The following is a 17,875-nucleotide window of genomic DNA, read 5'->3' on the forward strand; positions in this document are numbered from 1 at the left end:
TGCAACACTCCACAAATTATTGGGCTGCAGCCGAACTTTCGTCAAAAGCCAAGCGAATGTCATAATAGCCGGAATATCCGATCGCCGGAATGGAAACGGTAATTTTGGCATTCGTCGGGCTCGTTAATCCTTCGAGCGGGAATTGAACGACTCTTGTGTTGGCGGCGCTGTTTGAGCTGACGGTTTGCGCTTCCACAAACGTTCCTCCTTGTTCCACCTCAAGCTTTGTAATCCAACTGCTAGAGTTCAATTGAACCTGCGCATAAACCTCTCCGTTCTCCACAACAACAGTAGCGGGTTTGGCGAAATAGGTATCGGCCATCGATGCCGTATCGCTGTCCGCTTTAAGTACTGTATAATTTACCGAATAAGTCCCGTCTGCCAAGTTGACGGCAGCCAATGCCGCCGGGATAACCAGCAGTGACAAAATACCGGCAAGCACCAATGCGGAGAACCGTTTACCCAACCCTTTTATCATGAGAAAAACCTCCCTAATTCAATAATTAATTCAGTTAATAATGATAATCATTCTCAATAGATGTTCAAAAAAAAACCGCCCTATTCACTTCGATTTTCAGCCTCTCCGACAACGAACGACAACCAAACAAACTCATATGCGCTTACCCATTTAATCCCTCCAATCCCTTGCAATTAGCCACACCGACAAAACTAACCGTGTGCTGTCTCAAATGCTATCTCAACCATTTCGAATTTGTCAATATTAAAATTTTTAATCTAAATCCTGTCTTTTTCCAAAAGTAATTATTAAAATTTTATTGACAGTGAGAATGATATTCATTATCATTTGTCTTGAAAAATTCACATGTCAGTTTCTAGGAGGTATACGTGAAAAGCCGTTGGTTTATGCTTGCCGCCATTTGGCTAAGTTTATCCGGATGTCAAGCACCGGGGTCCCATCCCCTTGCGGATTCGGGCGAACCCAGCTCGGCCGGGGCCGCGGTGGTGATCGAGGATTTTGCGGGAAGACAGATTACATTCGACCGGGTGCCGCAAAAGATTGTCGCCCTAAGCGGCGGGGATTTGAATATCGCCTATGCGTTGGGCGGGACGATCGTGGGGCGGCCGACGGTCAGCGAAACTGGCGGAACTTCAGAGCCTTTGCCGGATTCTCTGAAAAATGCGGAGCAAATCGGGACGACGCATGAGATCGATTTTGAAAAAATCGCCATGCTGGCGCCCGATGCCGTGCTTGGCAACGCCGCGCTGAACGCTCAGGACGCTGCGGTTATCGGGAACCTGGGCTCGCAAATGGTGCTGACCACAGCCAACTCGATCGCCGACATCAAAGAACAGATTCGGCTGTTCGGACAAATGCTGCGGCAGACCGAACGGGCAGAGCAACTGGTCGCGGACCTTGATGAGCAGTTGGCCGCCTACCAAGCCGCCGTGGAGGAAAAAGACAAGCCAAAAGCGCTCCTGGTCTACGGCGCTCCCGGCACATACATGGCCGCGCTGCCGAACTCGCTCGGCGGGGATATTTTGGCTTACGCGGGCGGCGCCAACATCGCCGAGGATTTTCCCGGACTCGATAAATTCCCGCAGTACGCCCAATTAAACGTTGAGCGGATTGCCCAAGCCAACCCGCAATATATTTTTATCATGACCCATGGCGATGCCGGCAAAGTCAAGCAGGGGCTGCTTAAAGAACTGCAGCAAAACGAAGCTTGGAGCGGGATCGACGCCGTCAAGCATAACCGGGTTGAAGTGCTTCCCGGAGATTTGTTCGGCACCAATCCAGGTATCCGGGTGACCGAATCGGTCGAGTTGCTCCACAGTTTGCTGAAAGGCGGAACCTCTTGATGGGCCGGCTGAAACAAGCAAAACGGAAATATGTCCTGCTCATTCTTGCCCCGGCGGCCCTCCTGATGCTTATTGCTTACGGTTTGTCTTACGGCTCGGTCCCGGTTCCCCTCTCGTCCGTTTGGCAGGCGCTGACCTCCGAAAGCACGGCGCAATACGAGACGATTATCGTGAACCTCAGGCTTCCCCGCGTGTTGATTGCCATGCTGGTCGGCGCATGCCTTGCGGCATCGGGGAGCCTTTTGCAGGGGGTGATGAAAAATCCGCTGGCCGACCCGGGCATTATCGGCGTGACGTCGGGCGGCGGGATCGCGGCCATTGCCGGCATGCTGATTTTTCCCGAATGGAGCTATATGCTGCCGCTCATTGCGTTTGCCGGAGCGCTAATAACCTCCCTGGCTGTTTATCTGCTGTCCTGGGATAACGGCACCTCCCCGTTCAAGATCGTCCTGGCCGGGGTTGCCGTCAACGCCCTGCTCGGCGCCGCCATGAACGCGGTGATGGTGATGTACAGCGACCGGGTTCAGGCCGTGCTCCCCTGGCTGGCGGGAGGGCTGAACGGGCGAAGCTGGGCGCATTTGCTATTCATGCTGCCCTACGCGGCCGCAGGCCTTTTGCTCAGCATCCTGGCGATCAAGCCGGCCAATTTGCTGCTGCTCGGCGACGACGCAAGCCGTCTGCTGGGGCAACGGGTCGAATTGCACCGGTTTGCGCTCATTGCGCTTTCGTCGCTCCTGGCCGGCGCGGCCGTCAGCGTCGCCGGTCTGGTCGGCTTCGTTGGTCTCGTCGTGCCGCATGCCGTTCGCATGCTGGCCGGAGAGGATTACCGCTTTCTGCTGCCGTTATCGATCCTTTGGGGAGCGGCACTGGTCCTGTTCGCCGATATCGCGGCCCGCTCCTGGTTCGATCCGATCGAACTGCCGGTCGGCGTGCTGCTTGCCGGATTGGGAGCACCATTTTTCCTGTACCTGCTTAAAAAACGGAGGATGATGTAATGACGGCCTTAGAGACACTGGAAATTTCCGCGAGTCACGGCATGTTTTCGCTGCGCGAAGTTTCCGTCGTATTTCCAAAAGGAAAGATGACGGCGATTGTCGGTCCCAACGGTTCCGGCAAATCCACGCTGCTGAAAGCTTTGTCCCGCCTGCTCGGGATCCGTGCTGGAGATATACGGATGGATGGCAAACCGATCCCTCAATACGGGACCGCCGAATTCGCGCGAAAATTAACGATGCTTCCGCAAAGCGGCGCGTTTCTTCCGAACTTGACCGTGCGCGAGCTTGTCGCTTACGGCCGGTATCCTTACAAACGCTTATTCCGGCACCACATGAACGATGAGGACCGGCGGATCATCGACTGGGCAATGACCGTTACGGGTACCAGTGGGCACGCGGATCAGCTTTTCCATACTTTATCGGGAGGTGAACAGCAAAAGGTACGCATCGCCATGGCGTTGGCCCAAAAAACGGATATGCTCCTGCTTGACGAGCCGACCACCTACCTGGATATCGCCCGTCAGTTGGAGATCCTGGAACATTTAAAGCAAATCAACGAAACCTTTGGGATTACGATGGTTATGGTGCTGCACGATTTGCAGCAGGCCGCCAGATATTGCGATTACCTGGTCGCTATGAAACAGGGGGCGGTTGTGGCCGAGGGGGCCCCGCAGGAGATGCTGACCGCAGCTTTTTTCCGGGGCGTTTATGAGATTGAAGCCAGAGTCAAATTTGAGGAAAACGAACTGGTCGTTATTCCTTTGTATTCCATTTCCGATAAGGAGGAGAACTCGAGATGATCATCGTGACGAACACAAGCCAAATTAAAAAGGGAGAAGCCGGCAAACTCATCGAGCGTTTCAACAAAACCGGCAAGGTGGAATTGATGTCAGGTTTTCTCGGCTTGGAAGTGATGCTGACCGAAAACACGAAAGAATATGATGAAGTAACGGTCAGCACCCGTTGGAACACGAAGGATGATTTCCACCGGTGGACGCAAAGCGACGCCTTCCGCGAATCCCACTCCGGACGAAACAGCATGCCGGATTATATTTTGAACAATAAAATTACGTTTTACGAAGTTAAAATCGTCCGCGACCCGATCGCCGTTTCCTGAAGACAGATCCGGCCGTACAATTGACTTGTGGAAACATTTCCCTCAGAATCTATATAGCTACTAATAATCACCAGTAGAGGAAGAGGCGAAATCACAATGGAAAATCCTATCGTTAGCCTAAATACGGGACAAAACACCGGCCTTCATGAATCGGATCAACTGCAAATCACCATTCAATGCGCTTCGGCTCCGTCAGCGCTCGATGTCAGCTGTTTTATGGTGAACGAGAGCGGCAAGGTGCCTTCGGACGACTATTTTGTTTTCTATAATCAAACTGCCGATCCGCAGCAGAGTGCGGTTTTGCAGCAGATCGAAAATTTGAAAAGTTCTTTTGCGGTCGATACGCACAAGCTTCGTCAGGCTCCCGTGGAAAAATGCGTATTTACCGCTACCCTTGAGGCGGGAACCTTCGCGCAGGTGCAGAAATGCCAAGCCATTGTTCGCGCCGGCTCCCAGCAAGTTGTTTATGAGATTACCCAGGCTACGCAAGAAACGGCCCTTATTTTCATCGAACTCTACAAATACCAGGGCGGCTTCAAAGTCCGGGCCATCGGACGAGGATTTTTCGGAGGACTGAAGCCGCTCGCCGAGTCGTTTGGCGTGGAGGTGGAGGATAACGCTGCAGCCGAAACGGCCGCGGCCGCGGCACCATCGGCGCCACCGGCGCCGGCCGCTCCTGCCCCCGCTCCAAGCCCGAATCCCGCGCCCGTACCTCTGAATCTGTCCAAAATCGATCTGCTCAAACGAAAAGTAACGCTGACTCTCGAGAAAAAGAAGGTCGAACCGATCAGGGCGCGCGTGGCCGTTGTTTTTGACGCGTCGGGCTCCATGTATCACCTGTACCGCAAAGGTATCGTGCAGGAAGCCTTTGAACGCATACTGGCGATTGCCGCGGCGTTTGACGATAACGGCGAGCTGGATGTGTGGTTTTTCGCCAAAGATTATTTGCGGGCGCCGAGCGTTACGGCCAGAGACTATGAAAATTACATTGCCCGTACATATACTTTAGGCAGCAAAGGCGGCACGAACAATGAGCCTCCGGTGATGGAGGATATTATCCGCAAGTACACGGTGGAGGAGCCTAATGTAAGTTTACCGACTTACATTATCTTCTTTAGCGACGGCGGAGTTGGCCAAAAAAATAAAATTTCCCGGCTTATTACCGAAAGTTCCACCAAAAATTTGTTTTGGCAATTTGTCGGCTTGGGACGGGCCAATTACGGGGTGCTGCAGAAACTGGACGAAATGCCCGGGCGCTATATCGATAACGCTAATTTCTTTGCGCTGGACGATATTTCGAGCATCAGCGACGAAGAGCTGTATGACCGGCTCCTCAACGAGTTCCCGGCATGGATCAAGGAAGCCCGGGCCAAAGGCATATTGGCCTAGTTCGTAAGAAAAACGGAAAGACGCTGCCCAAATTGCTGGCATCGTCTTTCCGTTTTTTGGCTTCACTTCAGTTTGCGCCTTAATCTACGGCCGGGGCCGAGGCAGCTACTGCACCTTTGCTCTTCTCCACATTCTTATTCACCACGTCAGCCTCTAAGGGCTCAACCGGAGCGCCAACGCTAAAGCTGCCGATGATTTTCCCGAGTGTGGTCTTGTCAAAATCGGTTTGGGAATACAGTTCAACTGTAAAGCCTTCCTCTTCCCAAATCACAATTCCATTGGCAAAATAGACCGTAGTCCCGTTAATGTCCTCTACTTTCACATCTTTGGTAGTGCCGATTCCGTTTTCTCCACCCTTGGAAATCAGAAAGTTGACAGCTTTATCCCCTGAATTGTATTGCAATTCGACCATGCTGGTGCCCTGAAGAACACTGTTCACAAACTTATAGTCTGCCACCCAATCCGGGGCCGGAAAGTTCATTCCAAGCGCTGCACGGGCTTCGTCTATCGTCAGTTTAGCCGCAGCCGGCAATTCAATGACGCCGTCTCGCCCGCTTTTTCCACCTTCAGATGGAGTGAAAGACGTAGAAGCAGGAGGAATTTCCTTATCGTATTGCGTTATTTCAAGATTCCCCACCTTAAACTTTGCCATGATGGACTGGAACATTTCCTGTGCATAGCTGGTTGTAGAAAATGCCCCGCCCAAACAAATTACCGCACCGCCAATCACCGCCGCTGTTCTCCAACTGCTTTTTTTCATCGTTATCCCGTCCTTTTCCCTTGATTGGGTGTTAATAGCTCCATGATCCAGCCGGTATATCAAGCGGTTATAAATCCTTTCTTTGGAGGTGTCATTCCCCTGTTCTGCACTCTCAAGCAGTTCTATGGTCTTGCTGAATTCTGTGAGATTATTTTTTTTGTTCATATTTTGAATCCCCCCGCCTGTAAGGAAAGATGCAGTTTTTTTAGACTTCTGTACAGTACAACGCCAATGTTGGACTCACTGACACCCATGATCTGTGCAATTTCCGAATTTTTCAGTCCAGCCCCGTATTTCATTGCAATGATGTTGCGCTCCTTCTCCCGCAGCTTAGCGAGAGCCTTGAACAGCGCCTGATTATTATCCTCGCGAATCGCCAATTCTTCAGGAGACGGCTTGGGAAAAATCAGTTCCAGCAAAGAATCCAGCGAGGAGTGGTTTCTTTTCTTCTGAGCCCTGAAGTAGTCTGTTACAGCGTTTCTTACAATAGCAAACAACCACACCTCAAAATTGGATTTTTCCTGTGAAAAGCTGTAATACTTGCATATAACGGTCTCAAACACCTGACTGCAAATATCCTCCGCCGCATGGTGGTTATTAATGCGATAATAGATATACTTGTAAACGCGTTTGAAATACGTATTGTATATCTGTGTGAATTCCTCTTTCGACATGATCGCTGCACGTGATTCTTCTGTATTTGGGTAACGTTCCATTTTACTCTGGATAATTTCCATCCACGCCCTCCTTCCACCTCGCCTCCACCGGGCAGCTCTACAAATTGCGCAATTTGTAATGAAGGAACTCACATATGTTAATACGTAAAATGAACAAAAGCATTAACAATCTTTCCTAGCGATAAAAAAAATAGGTTGCCAACTGTCTTACCTTTTGTTATATTACAAATAGTAAGACATTTGATTACCGTAAACTTTAGCCTGTGTTAAATATTAAAAGAAAGCGAGGGTATTATTTTGTGAGAATCCAAATGCGATTAAGCAGACCTACCGTAGTAGCAATGCAAGAGTACAAGAGAATTAAATTTGCCGATCCCGAAGCAAAGGTGACGAATGGGTATTTAATAGGTATGGCATTTAAATCTATCAAAAATGAATTACCACAAATTGACTGGATACAAATTAACTCAGTCGCAATACCCAATGTTACAGAAAATAATGATAAATCTTTGGATAGTTTACAGACGGCTTTAAATATTGAAGCTGCAATTTTACAGGACATTGAAGAATTACAAAGGATTTTCATGGATGTTTTTAAAACAAAAAAAATGTTCAAGCCTTTTGTAATAAAACTAATTTTGTTTGCCGCGATTCTTAAAGAGAACAATGCTCTTCTATTAAAGGAGGAAAACTAATCATGAATAGTAATGATATTTTAGCAGTTGTATTAAATCACAAAATTTTAAACAAAAAATTTTGTGATTTAATACAAAAAATTCAATTGAAAAATTACCTACCACAATAGACATAGATAATATTAAAAGAGAATTTTATAAAACAAATTTATCACGTATGAACTCTGATTACGCTTGGCGAATTGCTGTTTCATACTTAAATTGATAACAAAAAAATTCAGGAGAAATAATGCTTCTTGCTGATATTCAGCCTAGTTACGAGTATAAGAGCGAACTCAAAAATTAGAGGGTTGCCGCAATTTTAGATTGTATCTCTGCAACTGTTACATTCATTGCATCAGGACAAGAAACGATGATGCGGAGGAATTCAATTGGCTTATATTTATGCACTCAGTGATATACATGGTCATTTAGATATATTTCGAGAAACTTTGAAGAATGTTGACTTAGAATCAAAGAACAACAAATTGATATTGTTGGGAGATTACATTGATAGAGGGGATAAAAGTTGTGAAACACTTTATTTTATTAAGCAGCTCTGCGAAAAGTACCCTGGAAAAGTTATTCCTTTATTAGGCAACCACGAAGTTATGTTTTTAGAAGATTTAAATAGTCTTTATCCAGATGGTGAATTTTCTGAAATCATAAAATATATCTCGGAAGACGAATATAATGCTATTTCAAAAAAATGCGAGAATGTTTCGAATGAACTCACAAAAATGTGCATGATATATAAATATGTAACAGATTTAATAAAATCGAAGCATAAGACTCTTATTGCTTGGCTTAGAAAACTTCCCCTTTATTACGAGACAGAAGATCAAATTTTCGTACATGCTGGTATAGACGAAGAAGCTGAGGAATACTGGAAAGTCGGTACATCAGAAGAATACTTCACATGGAAGTATCCGCCTGTATTCGGCACTTTTTATAAAGACATAATTGCTGGACATACTCATACATCAGAGATAGCAAATGACAAAGATTTTCATTCGGTATACTGGGATAGGCAAAGTCACTTTTATATTGATGGTGCAACGGTAATAAGCAAATTCATACCACTCTTAAAGTACGACATCATCGCAAAAGAGTATTCAAGTTTTGAAAAAGTTACACAAGATGATGGTAGCTTTGTGTGGCGGGAATACGCAATAAAATAAGGTTAAATTGAGATTGGTTGCAAAATGGTTGCTGATAGACAAGAACAGAGCGTGAAAGCCTTATAAATAAAGACCTTCACGCTCTTGCTATCTATTCCCACTCGATCGTCGCCGGCGGCTTAGACGTAATGTCGTACACGACCCGGTTGACGTTATCGACTTCATTTACGATCCGTACCGAAATTTTCTCCAGCACGTCCCACGGGATGCGGGCCCAGTCGGCGGTCATGCCGTCGATGGACGTTACCGCGCGAATCCCTACGGTGTAGGAGTAAGTCCGGGCGTCGCCCATAACCCCTACGCTTTTCATGTTAGGCAGGGCGGTAAAATACTGCCAAATCTCGCGATCCAGTCCCGCTTTGGCGATTTCCTCGCGCAAAATGTAGTCGGAATCGCGGACGATTTTCAGCTTGTCCTCCGTGACTTCGCCGAGGACACGAATCGCCAGGCCCGGGCCCGGGAACGGCTGTCTCCACACGATCTCCTTCGGCAAGCCGCACTCTTCGCCGACTTTGCGGACCTCGTCCTTGAACAGCGTCTTTAGCGGTTCAACGAGCTCGAATTTCATGTCCTCCGGCAAACCGCCCACATTGTGATGGGATTTGATCGTCTGCGCCGTGGCGGTGCCGCTTTCTACGATATCCGTATACAACGTGCCCTGCGCCAAAAATTTAAAATCGTCAAACCGGCGCGACTCTTCTTCAAACACGTAAATAAACTCGTTGCCGATGATTTTCCGCTTTTGTTCCGGATCGTCGACACCGGCCAGCTTGGACAAAAACCGCTCGCGCGCGTCAATCTTGACGACCTTCATGTCGAACTTGCCGACAAACGTCTCCATTACGCTTTCGGCTTCGCCTTTGCGCAGCAGGCCGTGGTCGATGAACATACAGGTCAGCTGATCGCCGACCGCTTTGTGGATCAGCATCGCCACGACCGAAGAATCGACACCGCCGCTTAACGCGCACAGCACCTTGCTGTCGCCGACCTGGGCGCGGATGTCGCGAACCGCGTCCTCGATCCATGTCTCCATGCTCCATTTGCCTTCGCAGCCGCAGATTTCGTACAAGAAATTGCGGATCATTTCATTGCCGTGGATCGAATGCCGGACCTCCGGATGGAACTGCACGCCGTACATTTTGCGCTCGGCATTGGCAAAGCCGGCGATCGGCGCATGCTCCGTGGAGGCTTCCACCACGAAACCTTCGGGAAGTTTCGTCACATGATCCCCATGGCTCATCCACACCGTTTGCTTGGCCTGAAGCCCGCGGGTCAGCACCGAATTTTCGGCAAAATCGACATCCGCTTTCCCGTATTCTCTTTTTGCCGCACGTTCCACTTTCCCGCCAAGCTGATGCGCCATCAGCTGCATGCCGTAGCAGATGCCCAGGATCGGCACGCCCACATCGTACACGGCCGGATCGATATGCGGCGCGTTTTCGGCATAAACGCTCGACGGTCCGCCGGAAAACACGATCCCTTTCGGCGCCAGCTCCCGAAGGCGCTCCACCGGCGTATTAAATGGCAGTAGTTCGCTGTAAACGCCCAAGTCGCGGATCCGTCTGGCAATCAGCTGGTTGTATTGCCCTCCGAAATCCAGGACGACAATCATTTCATTTGGCTTATTCATGACCGAGCCTCCCTCAAATTATGACACCTATTATACGAAACGACGAAAGAGGTCGTCAAGGAAGCCAGGGCTGGGAATCAGCGGCGCCGAAAGGCCAAATTCCGGCAATGCTTCAGAAACTTCATGCTTTCCCTGCGCTCAGGCTGCCGCCCTCCGTAATAGAGGTTCTCCCAAATCGCCACAAACTCTTCTGCCGCGCCGGTTAAGCCCGGTCTGCCCTGTAGAGCGGACCACAAATATTCCCTGGCCGTCATCGCCGGCGGTTTGGGCCCGTAACACTGGCCAAGCTCCCGCCACACCCGGTCGGCGGCCGTCAGCAATTCGCTTCGTCCCGGGAAGCTGCGGCGCGGCCGGCGCAGGTACAGCCACAGCTGCAGCCGATTTCCACGCCAAGCGATCTCCCGGGCGATTAAAACCGCAAAGCCGGCGCCTAGCAGCGAGGCCGTCCAAACGAATAGATTCGGCACAGGCTGCAGCTTTTCCCGCCAGCCGGCGGCGATTTCGGCAGCGGCCGCTGTCCATTCGGCGGCCAGCTTTTGCACGCTGGCCGCCGCCTGGTTCAGCCATTCGAGGAGCCTCGTGCCGGTGTTCCCGCCGGCCGCGCCGCCGGGGCTGCCTGCGCCTGCCGCAAGCGCCTCGCCGAATCCGGGCGTCGGATCAAAAGGCACCCAGCCGGCCTGCGGAAAATAAACCTCGACCCAGGCATGGGCGTCCGCGTAAGTCACGGTAATCCGCCGCATCGTCTCGTCCTGGCCAGCGCGGCCTGCCGCTTCGGGTTCGCCCGGCGCAAAGCCCTTCACCCATCTCGCCGGAACGCCGCCGCTGCGGAGCAGCACCACCATTGCGCTGGAAAAATGGTCGCAGTAGCCGATTTTGTCCTCGAACAAGAAACGGTCGACAAAGTCGGCGTCCGCCGGCGGGCGCCGGGTATCCAGGTTGTAGGCATAGTTCTTCTTCAAATAGCTCTGCACGGCCAAAGCCGCATCATAGCGGCTGCTTGTTCCGGCTGCGAGCTCTTTTCCCAAATTCCGCACCCGTTCCGGTAAGGAATCGGGAAGCTGCAGATAACGGTCGGCGATGCCCTCTTCGTCGGGGCCGTGATCGTCTCGCAAGGCGGAGCCCGGGTGCGTTTGCAGCAGCGCGGTCACTTCGTAGCCGTAGATTTGCTCGGCCGCGGCAGCGTAATCGATCACCAGTGCATCGGCGAGCCGGTCGAAACGGGGCTCCACCTGAACCCGGGGAGTTTGTTCGCCGCCAAAAACAAATCCGGAACGTACGGGAATGCCGCCGGAAAGAAGCGCTACCCGCCCGGTCAGCGGTTCTTTAAACATCACCGTCTGGCGGATTTCTTCCGCGACCGGGGCGGTGCCGGGATTGGCAGGCCCGAAGGCCGGCGCTGCGGAGGCCGCGGCGTTCTTCGTTTCCCGCGTCTCCGCACTTTTCGCGCCATCCCCCGCAGCAGGCTGAATCCAGCCCCGTCCCGTGTAGACGCTTTTGCTTTCCCCGCGCCAATACGTATTCCGCGGCGACAGCGCCGTGAAATACACATCGTGCCGAAGCTGCAAAGGAGCCCCCAGCTCGGCGTCGCTGCGGCTGTACCCGGAAACGCTAAAGACCGCCGCCGTTTCCTGCGCTGCAGTCAGCTCGGCGCCGCTCCACTCGGACAAACTCCGGGCAATCTGCTGCCAGGATACCGGGCGGATCGGCTGCACCGGAAGCTGCGAGCTCAACAGCGCGGCACCGGCTACGCAAACCAAGACAATCCCCGAGCCGAGCAGGCCTCCCCGGCCGAAGGCGCAACCCGGCCCCCGCTTGCCGAACACCAATGCCTGCAAAATCAGGCCGAGCACCGCGGTTCGAATCAGTCCCAAGTACAGTTCGACGCCCCCGGCTGTCTCCAGTACGATCAAGTAAAGCAGCGTCACCGCCAGGAACAGCAGAATGTTTTGTCTGCCGAGCGTCAGCATTTGCACGGACACGACCAGCAGCGTCCAGCCGATCAGCAGCAGCAATGTGCGGAATTCCATGCTGACGCCGCTCAGCCGTCCGGCTTGCATAAATTCGGCCAAATCGGCGCCAAACTGTTTTCCCAAGTCGATAAACCAGATCCATCCATCCGCCTGCCCATGGAGATAAAATAAAGAACAGACGACCAGAAGCGAAGGGATCATGGCATATAAAAAAGACGGCAAACGCAAACATCCGGCGCATAACAGCAGTCCCGTCAGCACGAAAAAAAGCGTAACCGTGTCCGCTTGGTCATTGGCGACAAAAGCGTACAGCGGATACAGCCATTCCCCAAACAGTCCGAACAAAAACGCCGATAAAACGAGCCGCAGTCCGAAGGCCGGGGCATCGTCTTTGGGGACGGCTCCGAAAGATGCCTCCGGACGCGAAATCCCTCCCTCCGCAGGGGCGACGGCCAAGGCTGCCGCTTCTTCCTTTGAACTAGGCGCTGGCATGTTCCGCTCCCTCCTTTCGCGGGAGTCCAAGATGCCGGGGCGTCAGGCCAAAAACGGCTACGCCATGTTGCCGCAGGCGGGAGGCGAGCGCGCCATCAAGCTCCGCCCCGGCCGGCGGGCACGCGCACCACAGCTCGGCGGAGACCCCCGCTTCCGCTAGCCGCAAAGCTGCTTCCGTCAAACCGGGTCTGAGCTGTCCGGTAATGACCGTGACAGACCGTCCCTGCGCGGACAACTCCGGCCAGTCCCGCTCAAGCACCGCCTCCGCGGACATCCCTTTGCCGAGATCAACCCCGGCCAGCAGTTCCATACCGTGGGCTAGTCCTTCATACCCGGATAACGCGGCGATACCATCCATGCCGCCATGGCTAAGCAGCAGTTCCCCCGGTTTCCCGTACCGGGCTTCCCGCTGCAGCCAGGACGCGGCGGCGGATACCGCCAGCTCAAAACGATCAGCCTCCGCGGCCCAGGCCGCCGGTGCAGCAGCGGACCGTTCCTTGCCGGCGGAGCGCCGCTGACCGTCAACCTGGTCTCGCGGCACGGCGTAATCCGCTTCATCCGTTCCCAGCAGCAAATAACGCGGCACGTTCCCCTGCTCCTCCGGAATACGAGTCAGCAGCGTTCCCGTCTTCGCTGAATGTTTCCAGTGAATGCGGCGCAGCGGATCCCCGGTCATGTACGGCCTCAGGCGGCCGGGCGCGGACGGCGCTGCCGCCTGCTGGCGGTACGGGCCGCCGCCGCTTTCATGATCGCCGTACGCCTCGGGCGTTTGCGAAGGATAGGAACTTAACGGCCGCGGGGGGACGATCAAAATGTCTTCCGTTTCCACCCGCAAGCTGCGCTTAAACCAGCCGAGCGCATCGCCCCACGTCAGCCTTACTGCAATGTTTTCGTAAATCCCCCGGTTGATTTCTTCCATATGATAAGTCCCGCTGTAAACCCTGCTAAACCCGGAGAAATACAATTTGCCTGCTCTGCCGCTGTTACGTACCAGCGAAACTTCTGCTGCCAGCTCATCTTCCACATGCAGCCACAGCGGCGGCAATCCGCTTAGACAAGTCACGGTCAATTTCATGGCGAGCCCATCCCCGTCCGCCGGACGGTCCGGCTCCCAGGACCGCACCACTTTCATCCGCTTCGGACCGCACCATAATGCCAACGCGCCTTGCAGCATTACGAACCAAGGCAGCAGCGCCAAAAAGAAAGAAGACGCGCCTCCGCGCCATAAATACCATGCCGTGAGCAGCCCCGTTGCCGTCAGGGCCGCCGCCCATCTCCAAATCCCGCTTCTCATGACGGCACACCTGAGACCCTTGCAAAAATCGGCACGTCCACTTTGGCGAGCAATTCCCTAAGCACCCTTTCGCCGCTGATTCCGGCGATTTTGGCTTCGGTTTTCAACACGATCCGGTGAACCAGCACCGCTTCCGCAACCGCTTTGACATCATCGGGCGTAACAAACGAGCGGCCCTTGAAATAAGCCATCGCCTGCGAAGCCCCCATCCAGGCCAGCGTGCCGCGCGGGCTGATGCCGAGGGAAACTTGCGGGTGACGGCGCGACGCGTCCGCCAGGCTGACCATATAACGTTTGACGACATCATCCACCAATACGCCCCGCACCTGCCGCTGCATCGCGGCGATTTCGTCGGGCAGCAGCACCGGCTTCAGCTCGGCGAGGGGATGCTGCTCCTGCAGCCGGCCAAGCATCTCAAGCTCCTGCTCCGGATTCGGGTACCCCAAAGTCAGCCGCATCAAAAAGCGGTCCAGCTGTGCCTCAGGCAGGCGGTAGGTCCCCTCGTATTCCAGCGGATTTTGCGTGGCCAGCAGCAAAAAAGGTTTCGGCAAAGCCCGGGTGACTCCGTCCACGGTCACCTTCCGCTCCTCCATCGCCTCCAGCAAAGCCGACTGCGTTCTTGGAGCCGCACGGTTGATTTCGTCGGCCAGCACGATATGGGAAAATACCGGGCCGGGCCGAAATTCAAACTGTCCGCTTTGCGCATGATAAACCGTGACTCCGGTAACATCGGAAGGCATCAAATCGGACGTGAACTGGATGCGGCCAAACGACCCGCCGAGGCAAGCCGCCAGCGTCCGCACCAGCATCGTTTTGCCGACGCCGGGAACATCCTCCAGCAAAATATGGCCTCCGTACAGCATGGCGACAACCGCCAGCTCGATTTCCCTTTTTTTTCCGACAATGACACGATCCACCCGGCTGACCAGCCGCTGCAGCAGATCATGTACCTGTTCCTGATTCATCGTATCTCCTCCGTTTCTAGGCAGGCGGAAAACTTCCAGCCAATCTATCTACCAGTTTCCCCAGAAACTAGCGGAAATAGACGTGAATGAGAGATACGGGCAAAACAGTCCTGTCCCGGTCAAGCCGTGCCGGTTACAGTGCGGTCACCCGGCGTTCATCCTCGCGCAACGTGAGCGAAGCGATCGGATGACCCGCCGCTTCCATAAGAATCCGCAGCGGCACCCATAACGATTCGTTTTTGCGTTCGAAAATCAGGTCATATTTGACCTGGAGTTTTCCTGTAAGCTCCGAGGTCGCCGTTCCGGTGTTCGGATCGAAGGTCGCTTTCGCATTCCCCCATACGACGACGGCGCGTTGGTTGTCCCCGTCCCAATGGACTTTGGCCCCAAGCCGTTCCATCGTTGTCCGCAGCGGGACAATATATTGCCCATCCTGCAGCCGGTACTCCCCGCTGTCCAGCCGGGTTTGCACGCCTCCCGCTTCTACCGTTAACGGCAAATCCGGACCGAACAAAGCGGCGTTGGGCACAACATTGGCTTTCACCCAGGCATCGGACGGGATGGTTCTATGTTTCTTTTTCATGGAAGGATCAAGATGAAATTGCACAGGCGGCTGATCGGGGGAAATCGCACGAAACTCGTACCCCTGCTTCTTATAATATTGAATGATTTTCGGCAGCGCCTTGACGGATTCCCCATGTCCCGCGCCATCGTGCATGAGCACAATGACCTCGTTTTGCCGGTTCGCCGATACGACGTTGTCTATGATTTCAGAAGCCGGAACTCCCTTCCTTTTGGAATCCCCGCTGTCCACGTTCCAGTCGAATACCTTATAGCCCCCGAGCTCAAGGAGGTTGAAATACGTTTCGTCAAAATGGCCGTACGTCCCGCCCGGAGCGCGCACCAGCGGCGTGCGTTTACCGGTGATTCCGCGCAGCACCTCTTCGGTGGCTTTGACCTGCTTCCAAAAATGGCCGAAGCTGTCGTAAAGCTCCTTGTATTCATGGTTATAGGTATGGTTGCCGAGCTTATGCCCGGCATCCTCGATCCGCCGGATCATCTCGGGGTAGCGTTTCGCCTGCTCGCCAAGCACAAAGAAAGTTCCCGGAACGTCCTCTTTTTTCAAAATAGCCAGCACTTCATCCGTAAGCGAACTAGGCCCGTCGTCAAAGGTAAGATACACCACTTTGCCGTCGGTATTATCGTTGGCCTTATTGGCGGCTTTATCAGCGGCTTTAACAGTCGCTTTACCGTCCGCCGGTTTGGCCTTGGCCGTCTCATTTGCTGCAGCCTGCGCCGGCGTTTCCGATGCCGCTGCGGCTGCCGTTCCCCCCGCCGCCATGACAGTCCACGCAGCAGTTGCTGCCCCTCCCTCCAGCCGTTCGGGAGCCGCCTCGTTCGCCGCGACTTGTTCGGCCGCCGCCGCAAGCGGCACAGCATTCGCTCCCAGCGCCCCCGTCTCTTTTTCCCCGGTATGTTCCCCCGCTTTTGCCGTGCCCTTATTTGTTGCCGACGCATCTGCCGGCGGCTGGGCCAGCGCATGCGCCGCGATTTCCGGCCACCCCTGCGGCTCGGCGCCAAGCGGGACACTAACGACCCAAACCAGCGCCGTTAAAAGCAATACCGTACGAATGACCATTAGACCGGATTTCCATTTTTTGTTCATCGTTTTTTCTACCTCCGCCGCTATAAGTAAAATGAAATTATATGAATCGTTTGGCTTTCTGGTAGATTGTATGAAGCTAGAAACGGAAATAGACTTGCAACGGACCGTAATGAACCGTAATGACCTTTTTTGCTCCTTTCCCGCCCACTAGCGTTGCATTAAATCCGACCTACAATTTCTCGCCACCACATTCTAACGGTTGCCACAGCCGCTATTTGCTCCAATATCGCCGTTTTCAAATTCTAACGGTTGCCATAGCGCTTATTTAGCTAAAACCCGGCGATTTTGGCTCAGATTTGAGCAGATAACCGCGCTCACAACCGTTAAAATTTAGAAAGGGTCTTTTTTGGCAAAATAGCCACTAATACAACCGTTAGATTTTTGGCGTGATCTCAAATGGAATTGCGGGCAAGGTGTACCAGAGATTTTGTGTGGGCGTTAATGCAACGCCAGTGGATTTCCCGAGTATTTCCCATTCTAAAGGACGCAGATGCCGCTATTCGGCTCCACAAGGCAAGTTTTTAAAGAATTACTGTAAATAAAGGCTTCTGAGTCCGTTACAAAAAGAAAAAACCGCCGGGGAAATGGCGGTTTTTTGATGGTCCCCCATCGGGAAGGTGACCTGAGCCTTAGGCGGGGCGGCAGTTTTGATTGGAAAAATCCAATCAAGCGGCGTTTTTCCCATTCAAGAAGTTTATCATCATCCCCGCCCACCGGCCGCCTCTTTAACGGCCTCCAGCACCTCGTCGGCATGGCCTTTGACCCTGATGCCGCGCCAAGCCTTCAGCAGCTTCCCTTCTTCATCGATCAAAAAAGTGGAACGGACGATACCTTCGAATTCGCGGCCGTACATTTTTTTGAGCTGCCAAACGCCGTACTGCCGGCAAACTTCATGATCCTCGTCCGCGAGCAGCGGAAAGGTGATTCCCTGCTTTTGGCTAAAGCGGTCGTGCGACTTAACCGAATCCCCGCTGATCCCCAGCACGGCCGTACCGTATTCGGCAAACAACGCGCCGAGATCGCGAAAATCGCAGGCTTCCTGGGTGCAGGCCGGCGTGGAATCTTTTGGATAAAAATAAAGGACGACCTTGCGTCCGCGAAACTGCTTCAGCGATACCTCTTCTCCCCCGCTCGCGGGAAGCCGGAAATCCGGAACGGGCTTGCCCGCCTCCAGTTGATGCTCCGTCATATGCGTATCCTCCTTAAAGCTCCTAAACCTAAAATTGATTGTATTTGTAAAAAAA

16 protein-coding genes are annotated in these 17,875 nt (G+C 53.1%); 7 read left to right on the plus strand and 9 right to left on the minus strand.

Translation table 11 applies throughout. The annotated features are described in order from the left end of the window. Positions 1 to 16: 16 nt before the first annotated feature. A complete protein-coding gene (locus tag DYE26_RS18285; protein ID WP_051985703.1) occupies positions 17 to 478 on the minus strand; it encodes an NEAT domain-containing protein in 462 nt (153 codons plus the stop codon). A 386-nt stretch (positions 479 to 864) separates the two neighbouring features. On the opposite strand from DYE26_RS18285, the gene DYE26_RS18290 reads away from it, so the two are divergent. The 5 genes from DYE26_RS18290 (at position 865) to DYE26_RS18310 (ending at position 5,322) form a co-directional block, all read left to right on the plus strand. Then, positions 865 to 1,821, plus strand: a complete 957-nt coding sequence (locus DYE26_RS18290) for an ABC transporter substrate-binding protein (protein WP_164815263.1) — start codon at positions 865 to 867, stop codon at positions 1,819 to 1,821. Then, positions 1,821 to 2,816 (plus strand): FecCD family ABC transporter permease, encoded by a 996-nt coding sequence (locus DYE26_RS18295; protein ID WP_036626095.1) that lies wholly within the window; start codon positions 1,821 to 1,823, stop codon positions 2,814 to 2,816. Before DYE26_RS18290 ends, DYE26_RS18295 begins: the two co-directional genes overlap by 1 nt. Then, complete coding sequence (locus DYE26_RS18300) at positions 2,816 to 3,616, plus strand: ABC transporter ATP-binding protein (RefSeq protein ID WP_036626097.1); 801 nt, start codon at positions 2,816 to 2,818, stop codon at positions 3,614 to 3,616. The genes DYE26_RS18295 and DYE26_RS18300 overlap by 1 nt, the downstream gene beginning before the upstream one ends. After that, positions 3,613 to 3,933 carry a heme oxygenase gene (gene isdG / locus DYE26_RS18305; protein ID WP_036626099.1) on the plus strand — a complete coding sequence of 107 codons (321 nt, stop codon included), beginning with the start codon at positions 3,613 to 3,615 and terminating at the stop codon, positions 3,931 to 3,933. The genes DYE26_RS18300 and isdG overlap by 4 nt, the downstream gene beginning before the upstream one ends. A gap of 96 nt (positions 3,934 to 4,029) precedes the next feature. Continuing rightward, entirely contained in the window at positions 4,030 to 5,322 is a 1,293-nt protein-coding gene (locus DYE26_RS18310) for a vWA domain-containing protein (protein ID WP_036626101.1), read from the plus strand. A 79-nt stretch (positions 5,323 to 5,401) separates the two neighbouring features. Here DYE26_RS18310 and DYE26_RS18315 read toward each other — a convergent pair whose 3' ends face one another. Then, positions 5,402 to 6,247, minus strand: coding sequence for a hypothetical protein (locus DYE26_RS18315; RefSeq protein ID WP_036626107.1), 846 nt, complete (start codon positions 6,245 to 6,247; stop codon positions 5,402 to 5,404). Further along, complete coding sequence (locus DYE26_RS18320; RefSeq protein ID WP_036626109.1) at positions 6,244 to 6,819, minus strand: sigma-70 family RNA polymerase sigma factor; 576 nt, start codon at positions 6,817 to 6,819, stop codon at positions 6,244 to 6,246. The genes DYE26_RS18315 and DYE26_RS18320 overlap by 4 nt, the downstream gene beginning before the upstream one ends. A gap of 239 nt (positions 6,820 to 7,058) precedes the next feature. Between DYE26_RS18320 and DYE26_RS18325 the strand changes: the two genes are divergently transcribed. Together DYE26_RS18325 and DYE26_RS18330 are read left to right on the plus strand one after the other, a co-directional pair. Next, a complete protein-coding gene (locus DYE26_RS18325) occupies positions 7,059 to 7,454 on the plus strand; it encodes a hypothetical protein (RefSeq protein ID WP_124333250.1) in 396 nt (131 codons plus the stop codon). A 371-nt stretch (positions 7,455 to 7,825) separates the two neighbouring features. Next, on the plus strand, positions 7,826 to 8,614 hold the full coding sequence (locus DYE26_RS18330; RefSeq protein WP_051985704.1) for a metallophosphoesterase: 789 nt from the start codon (positions 7,826 to 7,828) through the stop codon (positions 8,612 to 8,614). 91 nt (positions 8,615 to 8,705) lie between these two features. Here the strand turns inward: DYE26_RS18330 and guaA are convergent, their stop codons facing one another. The 6 genes from guaA to bcp form a co-directional block, all read right to left on the minus strand. Further along, positions 8,706 to 10,244 carry a glutamine-hydrolyzing GMP synthase gene (gene guaA / locus DYE26_RS18335; protein WP_036626113.1) on the minus strand — a complete coding sequence of 513 codons (1,539 nt, stop codon included), beginning with the start codon at positions 10,242 to 10,244 and terminating at the stop codon, positions 8,706 to 8,708. 77 nt (positions 10,245 to 10,321) lie between these two features. After that, entirely contained in the window at positions 10,322 to 12,706 is a 2,385-nt protein-coding gene (locus DYE26_RS18340; protein WP_051985705.1) for a DUF4129 domain-containing transglutaminase family protein, read from the minus strand. Beyond that, a complete protein-coding gene (locus DYE26_RS18345; RefSeq protein ID WP_036626116.1) occupies positions 12,693 to 14,000 on the minus strand; it encodes a DUF58 domain-containing protein in 1,308 nt (435 codons plus the stop codon). Before DYE26_RS18345 ends, DYE26_RS18340 begins: the two co-directional genes overlap by 14 nt. Continuing rightward, positions 13,997 to 14,965 (minus strand): AAA family ATPase, encoded by a 969-nt coding sequence (locus tag DYE26_RS18350; protein ID WP_036626118.1) that lies wholly within the window; start codon positions 14,963 to 14,965, stop codon positions 13,997 to 13,999. Before DYE26_RS18350 ends, DYE26_RS18345 begins: the two co-directional genes overlap by 4 nt. Positions 14,966 to 15,098: 133 nt before the next feature. Beyond that, a complete protein-coding gene (locus DYE26_RS18355; protein WP_227872937.1) occupies positions 15,099 to 16,631 on the minus strand; it encodes a polysaccharide deacetylase family protein in 1,533 nt (510 codons plus the stop codon). Positions 16,632 to 17,331: 700 nt separating this feature from the next. Continuing rightward, the gene (bcp, locus tag DYE26_RS18360) at positions 17,332 to 17,820 is read right to left on the minus strand and encodes a thioredoxin-dependent thiol peroxidase (protein ID WP_036626120.1); all 489 of its coding nucleotides are present in this window, start codon (positions 17,818 to 17,820) and stop codon (positions 17,332 to 17,334) included. Between the last annotated feature and the right edge of the window lie 55 nt (positions 17,821 to 17,875).

It is taken from the genome of Paenibacillus macerans, from assembly GCF_900454495.1.
GTDB lineage: Bacteria > Bacillota > Bacilli > Paenibacillales > Paenibacillaceae > Fontibacillus > Fontibacillus macerans.

Bases quoted from the DNA above. Each gene is read 5' to 3' on its own strand.
- DYE26_RS18285 (WP_051985703.1), bottom strand. From the start codon at position 478: ATGATAAAAGGGTTGGGTAAACGGTTCTCCGCATTGGTGCTTGCCGGT.
- DYE26_RS18290 (WP_164815263.1), top strand. From the start codon at position 865: ATGCTTGCCGCCATTTGGCTAAGTTTATCCGGATGTCAAGCACCGGGG.
- DYE26_RS18295 (WP_036626095.1), top strand. From the start codon at position 1,821: ATGGGCCGGCTGAAACAAGCAAAACGGAAATATGTCCTGCTCATTCTT.
- DYE26_RS18300 (WP_036626097.1), top strand. From the start codon at position 2,816: ATGACGGCCTTAGAGACACTGGAAATTTCCGCGAGTCACGGCATGTTT.
- isdG (WP_036626099.1), top strand. From the start codon at position 3,613: ATGATCATCGTGACGAACACAAGCCAAATTAAAAAGGGAGAAGCCGGC.
- DYE26_RS18310 (WP_036626101.1), top strand. From the start codon at position 4,030: ATGGAAAATCCTATCGTTAGCCTAAATACGGGACAAAACACCGGCCTT.
- DYE26_RS18315 (WP_036626107.1), bottom strand. From the start codon at position 6,247: ATGAACAAAAAAAATAATCTCACAGAATTCAGCAAGACCATAGAACTG.
- DYE26_RS18320 (WP_036626109.1), bottom strand. From the start codon at position 6,819: ATGGAAATTATCCAGAGTAAAATGGAACGTTACCCAAATACAGAAGAA.
- guaA (WP_036626113.1), bottom strand. From the start codon at position 10,244: ATGAATAAGCCAAATGAAATGATTGTCGTCCTGGATTTCGGAGGGCAA.
- DYE26_RS18340 (WP_051985705.1), bottom strand. From the start codon at position 12,706: ATGCCAGCGCCTAGTTCAAAGGAAGAAGCGGCAGCCTTGGCCGTCGCC.
- DYE26_RS18345 (WP_036626116.1), bottom strand. From the start codon at position 14,000: ATGAGAAGCGGGATTTGGAGATGGGCGGCGGCCCTGACGGCAACGGGG.
- DYE26_RS18350 (WP_036626118.1), bottom strand. From the start codon at position 14,965: ATGAATCAGGAACAGGTACATGATCTGCTGCAGCGGCTGGTCAGCCGG.
- DYE26_RS18355 (WP_227872937.1), bottom strand. From the start codon at position 16,631: ATGAACAAAAAATGGAAATCCGGTCTAATGGTCATTCGTACGGTATTG.
- bcp (WP_036626120.1), bottom strand. From the start codon at position 17,820: ATGACGGAGCATCAACTGGAGGCGGGCAAGCCCGTTCCGGATTTCCGG.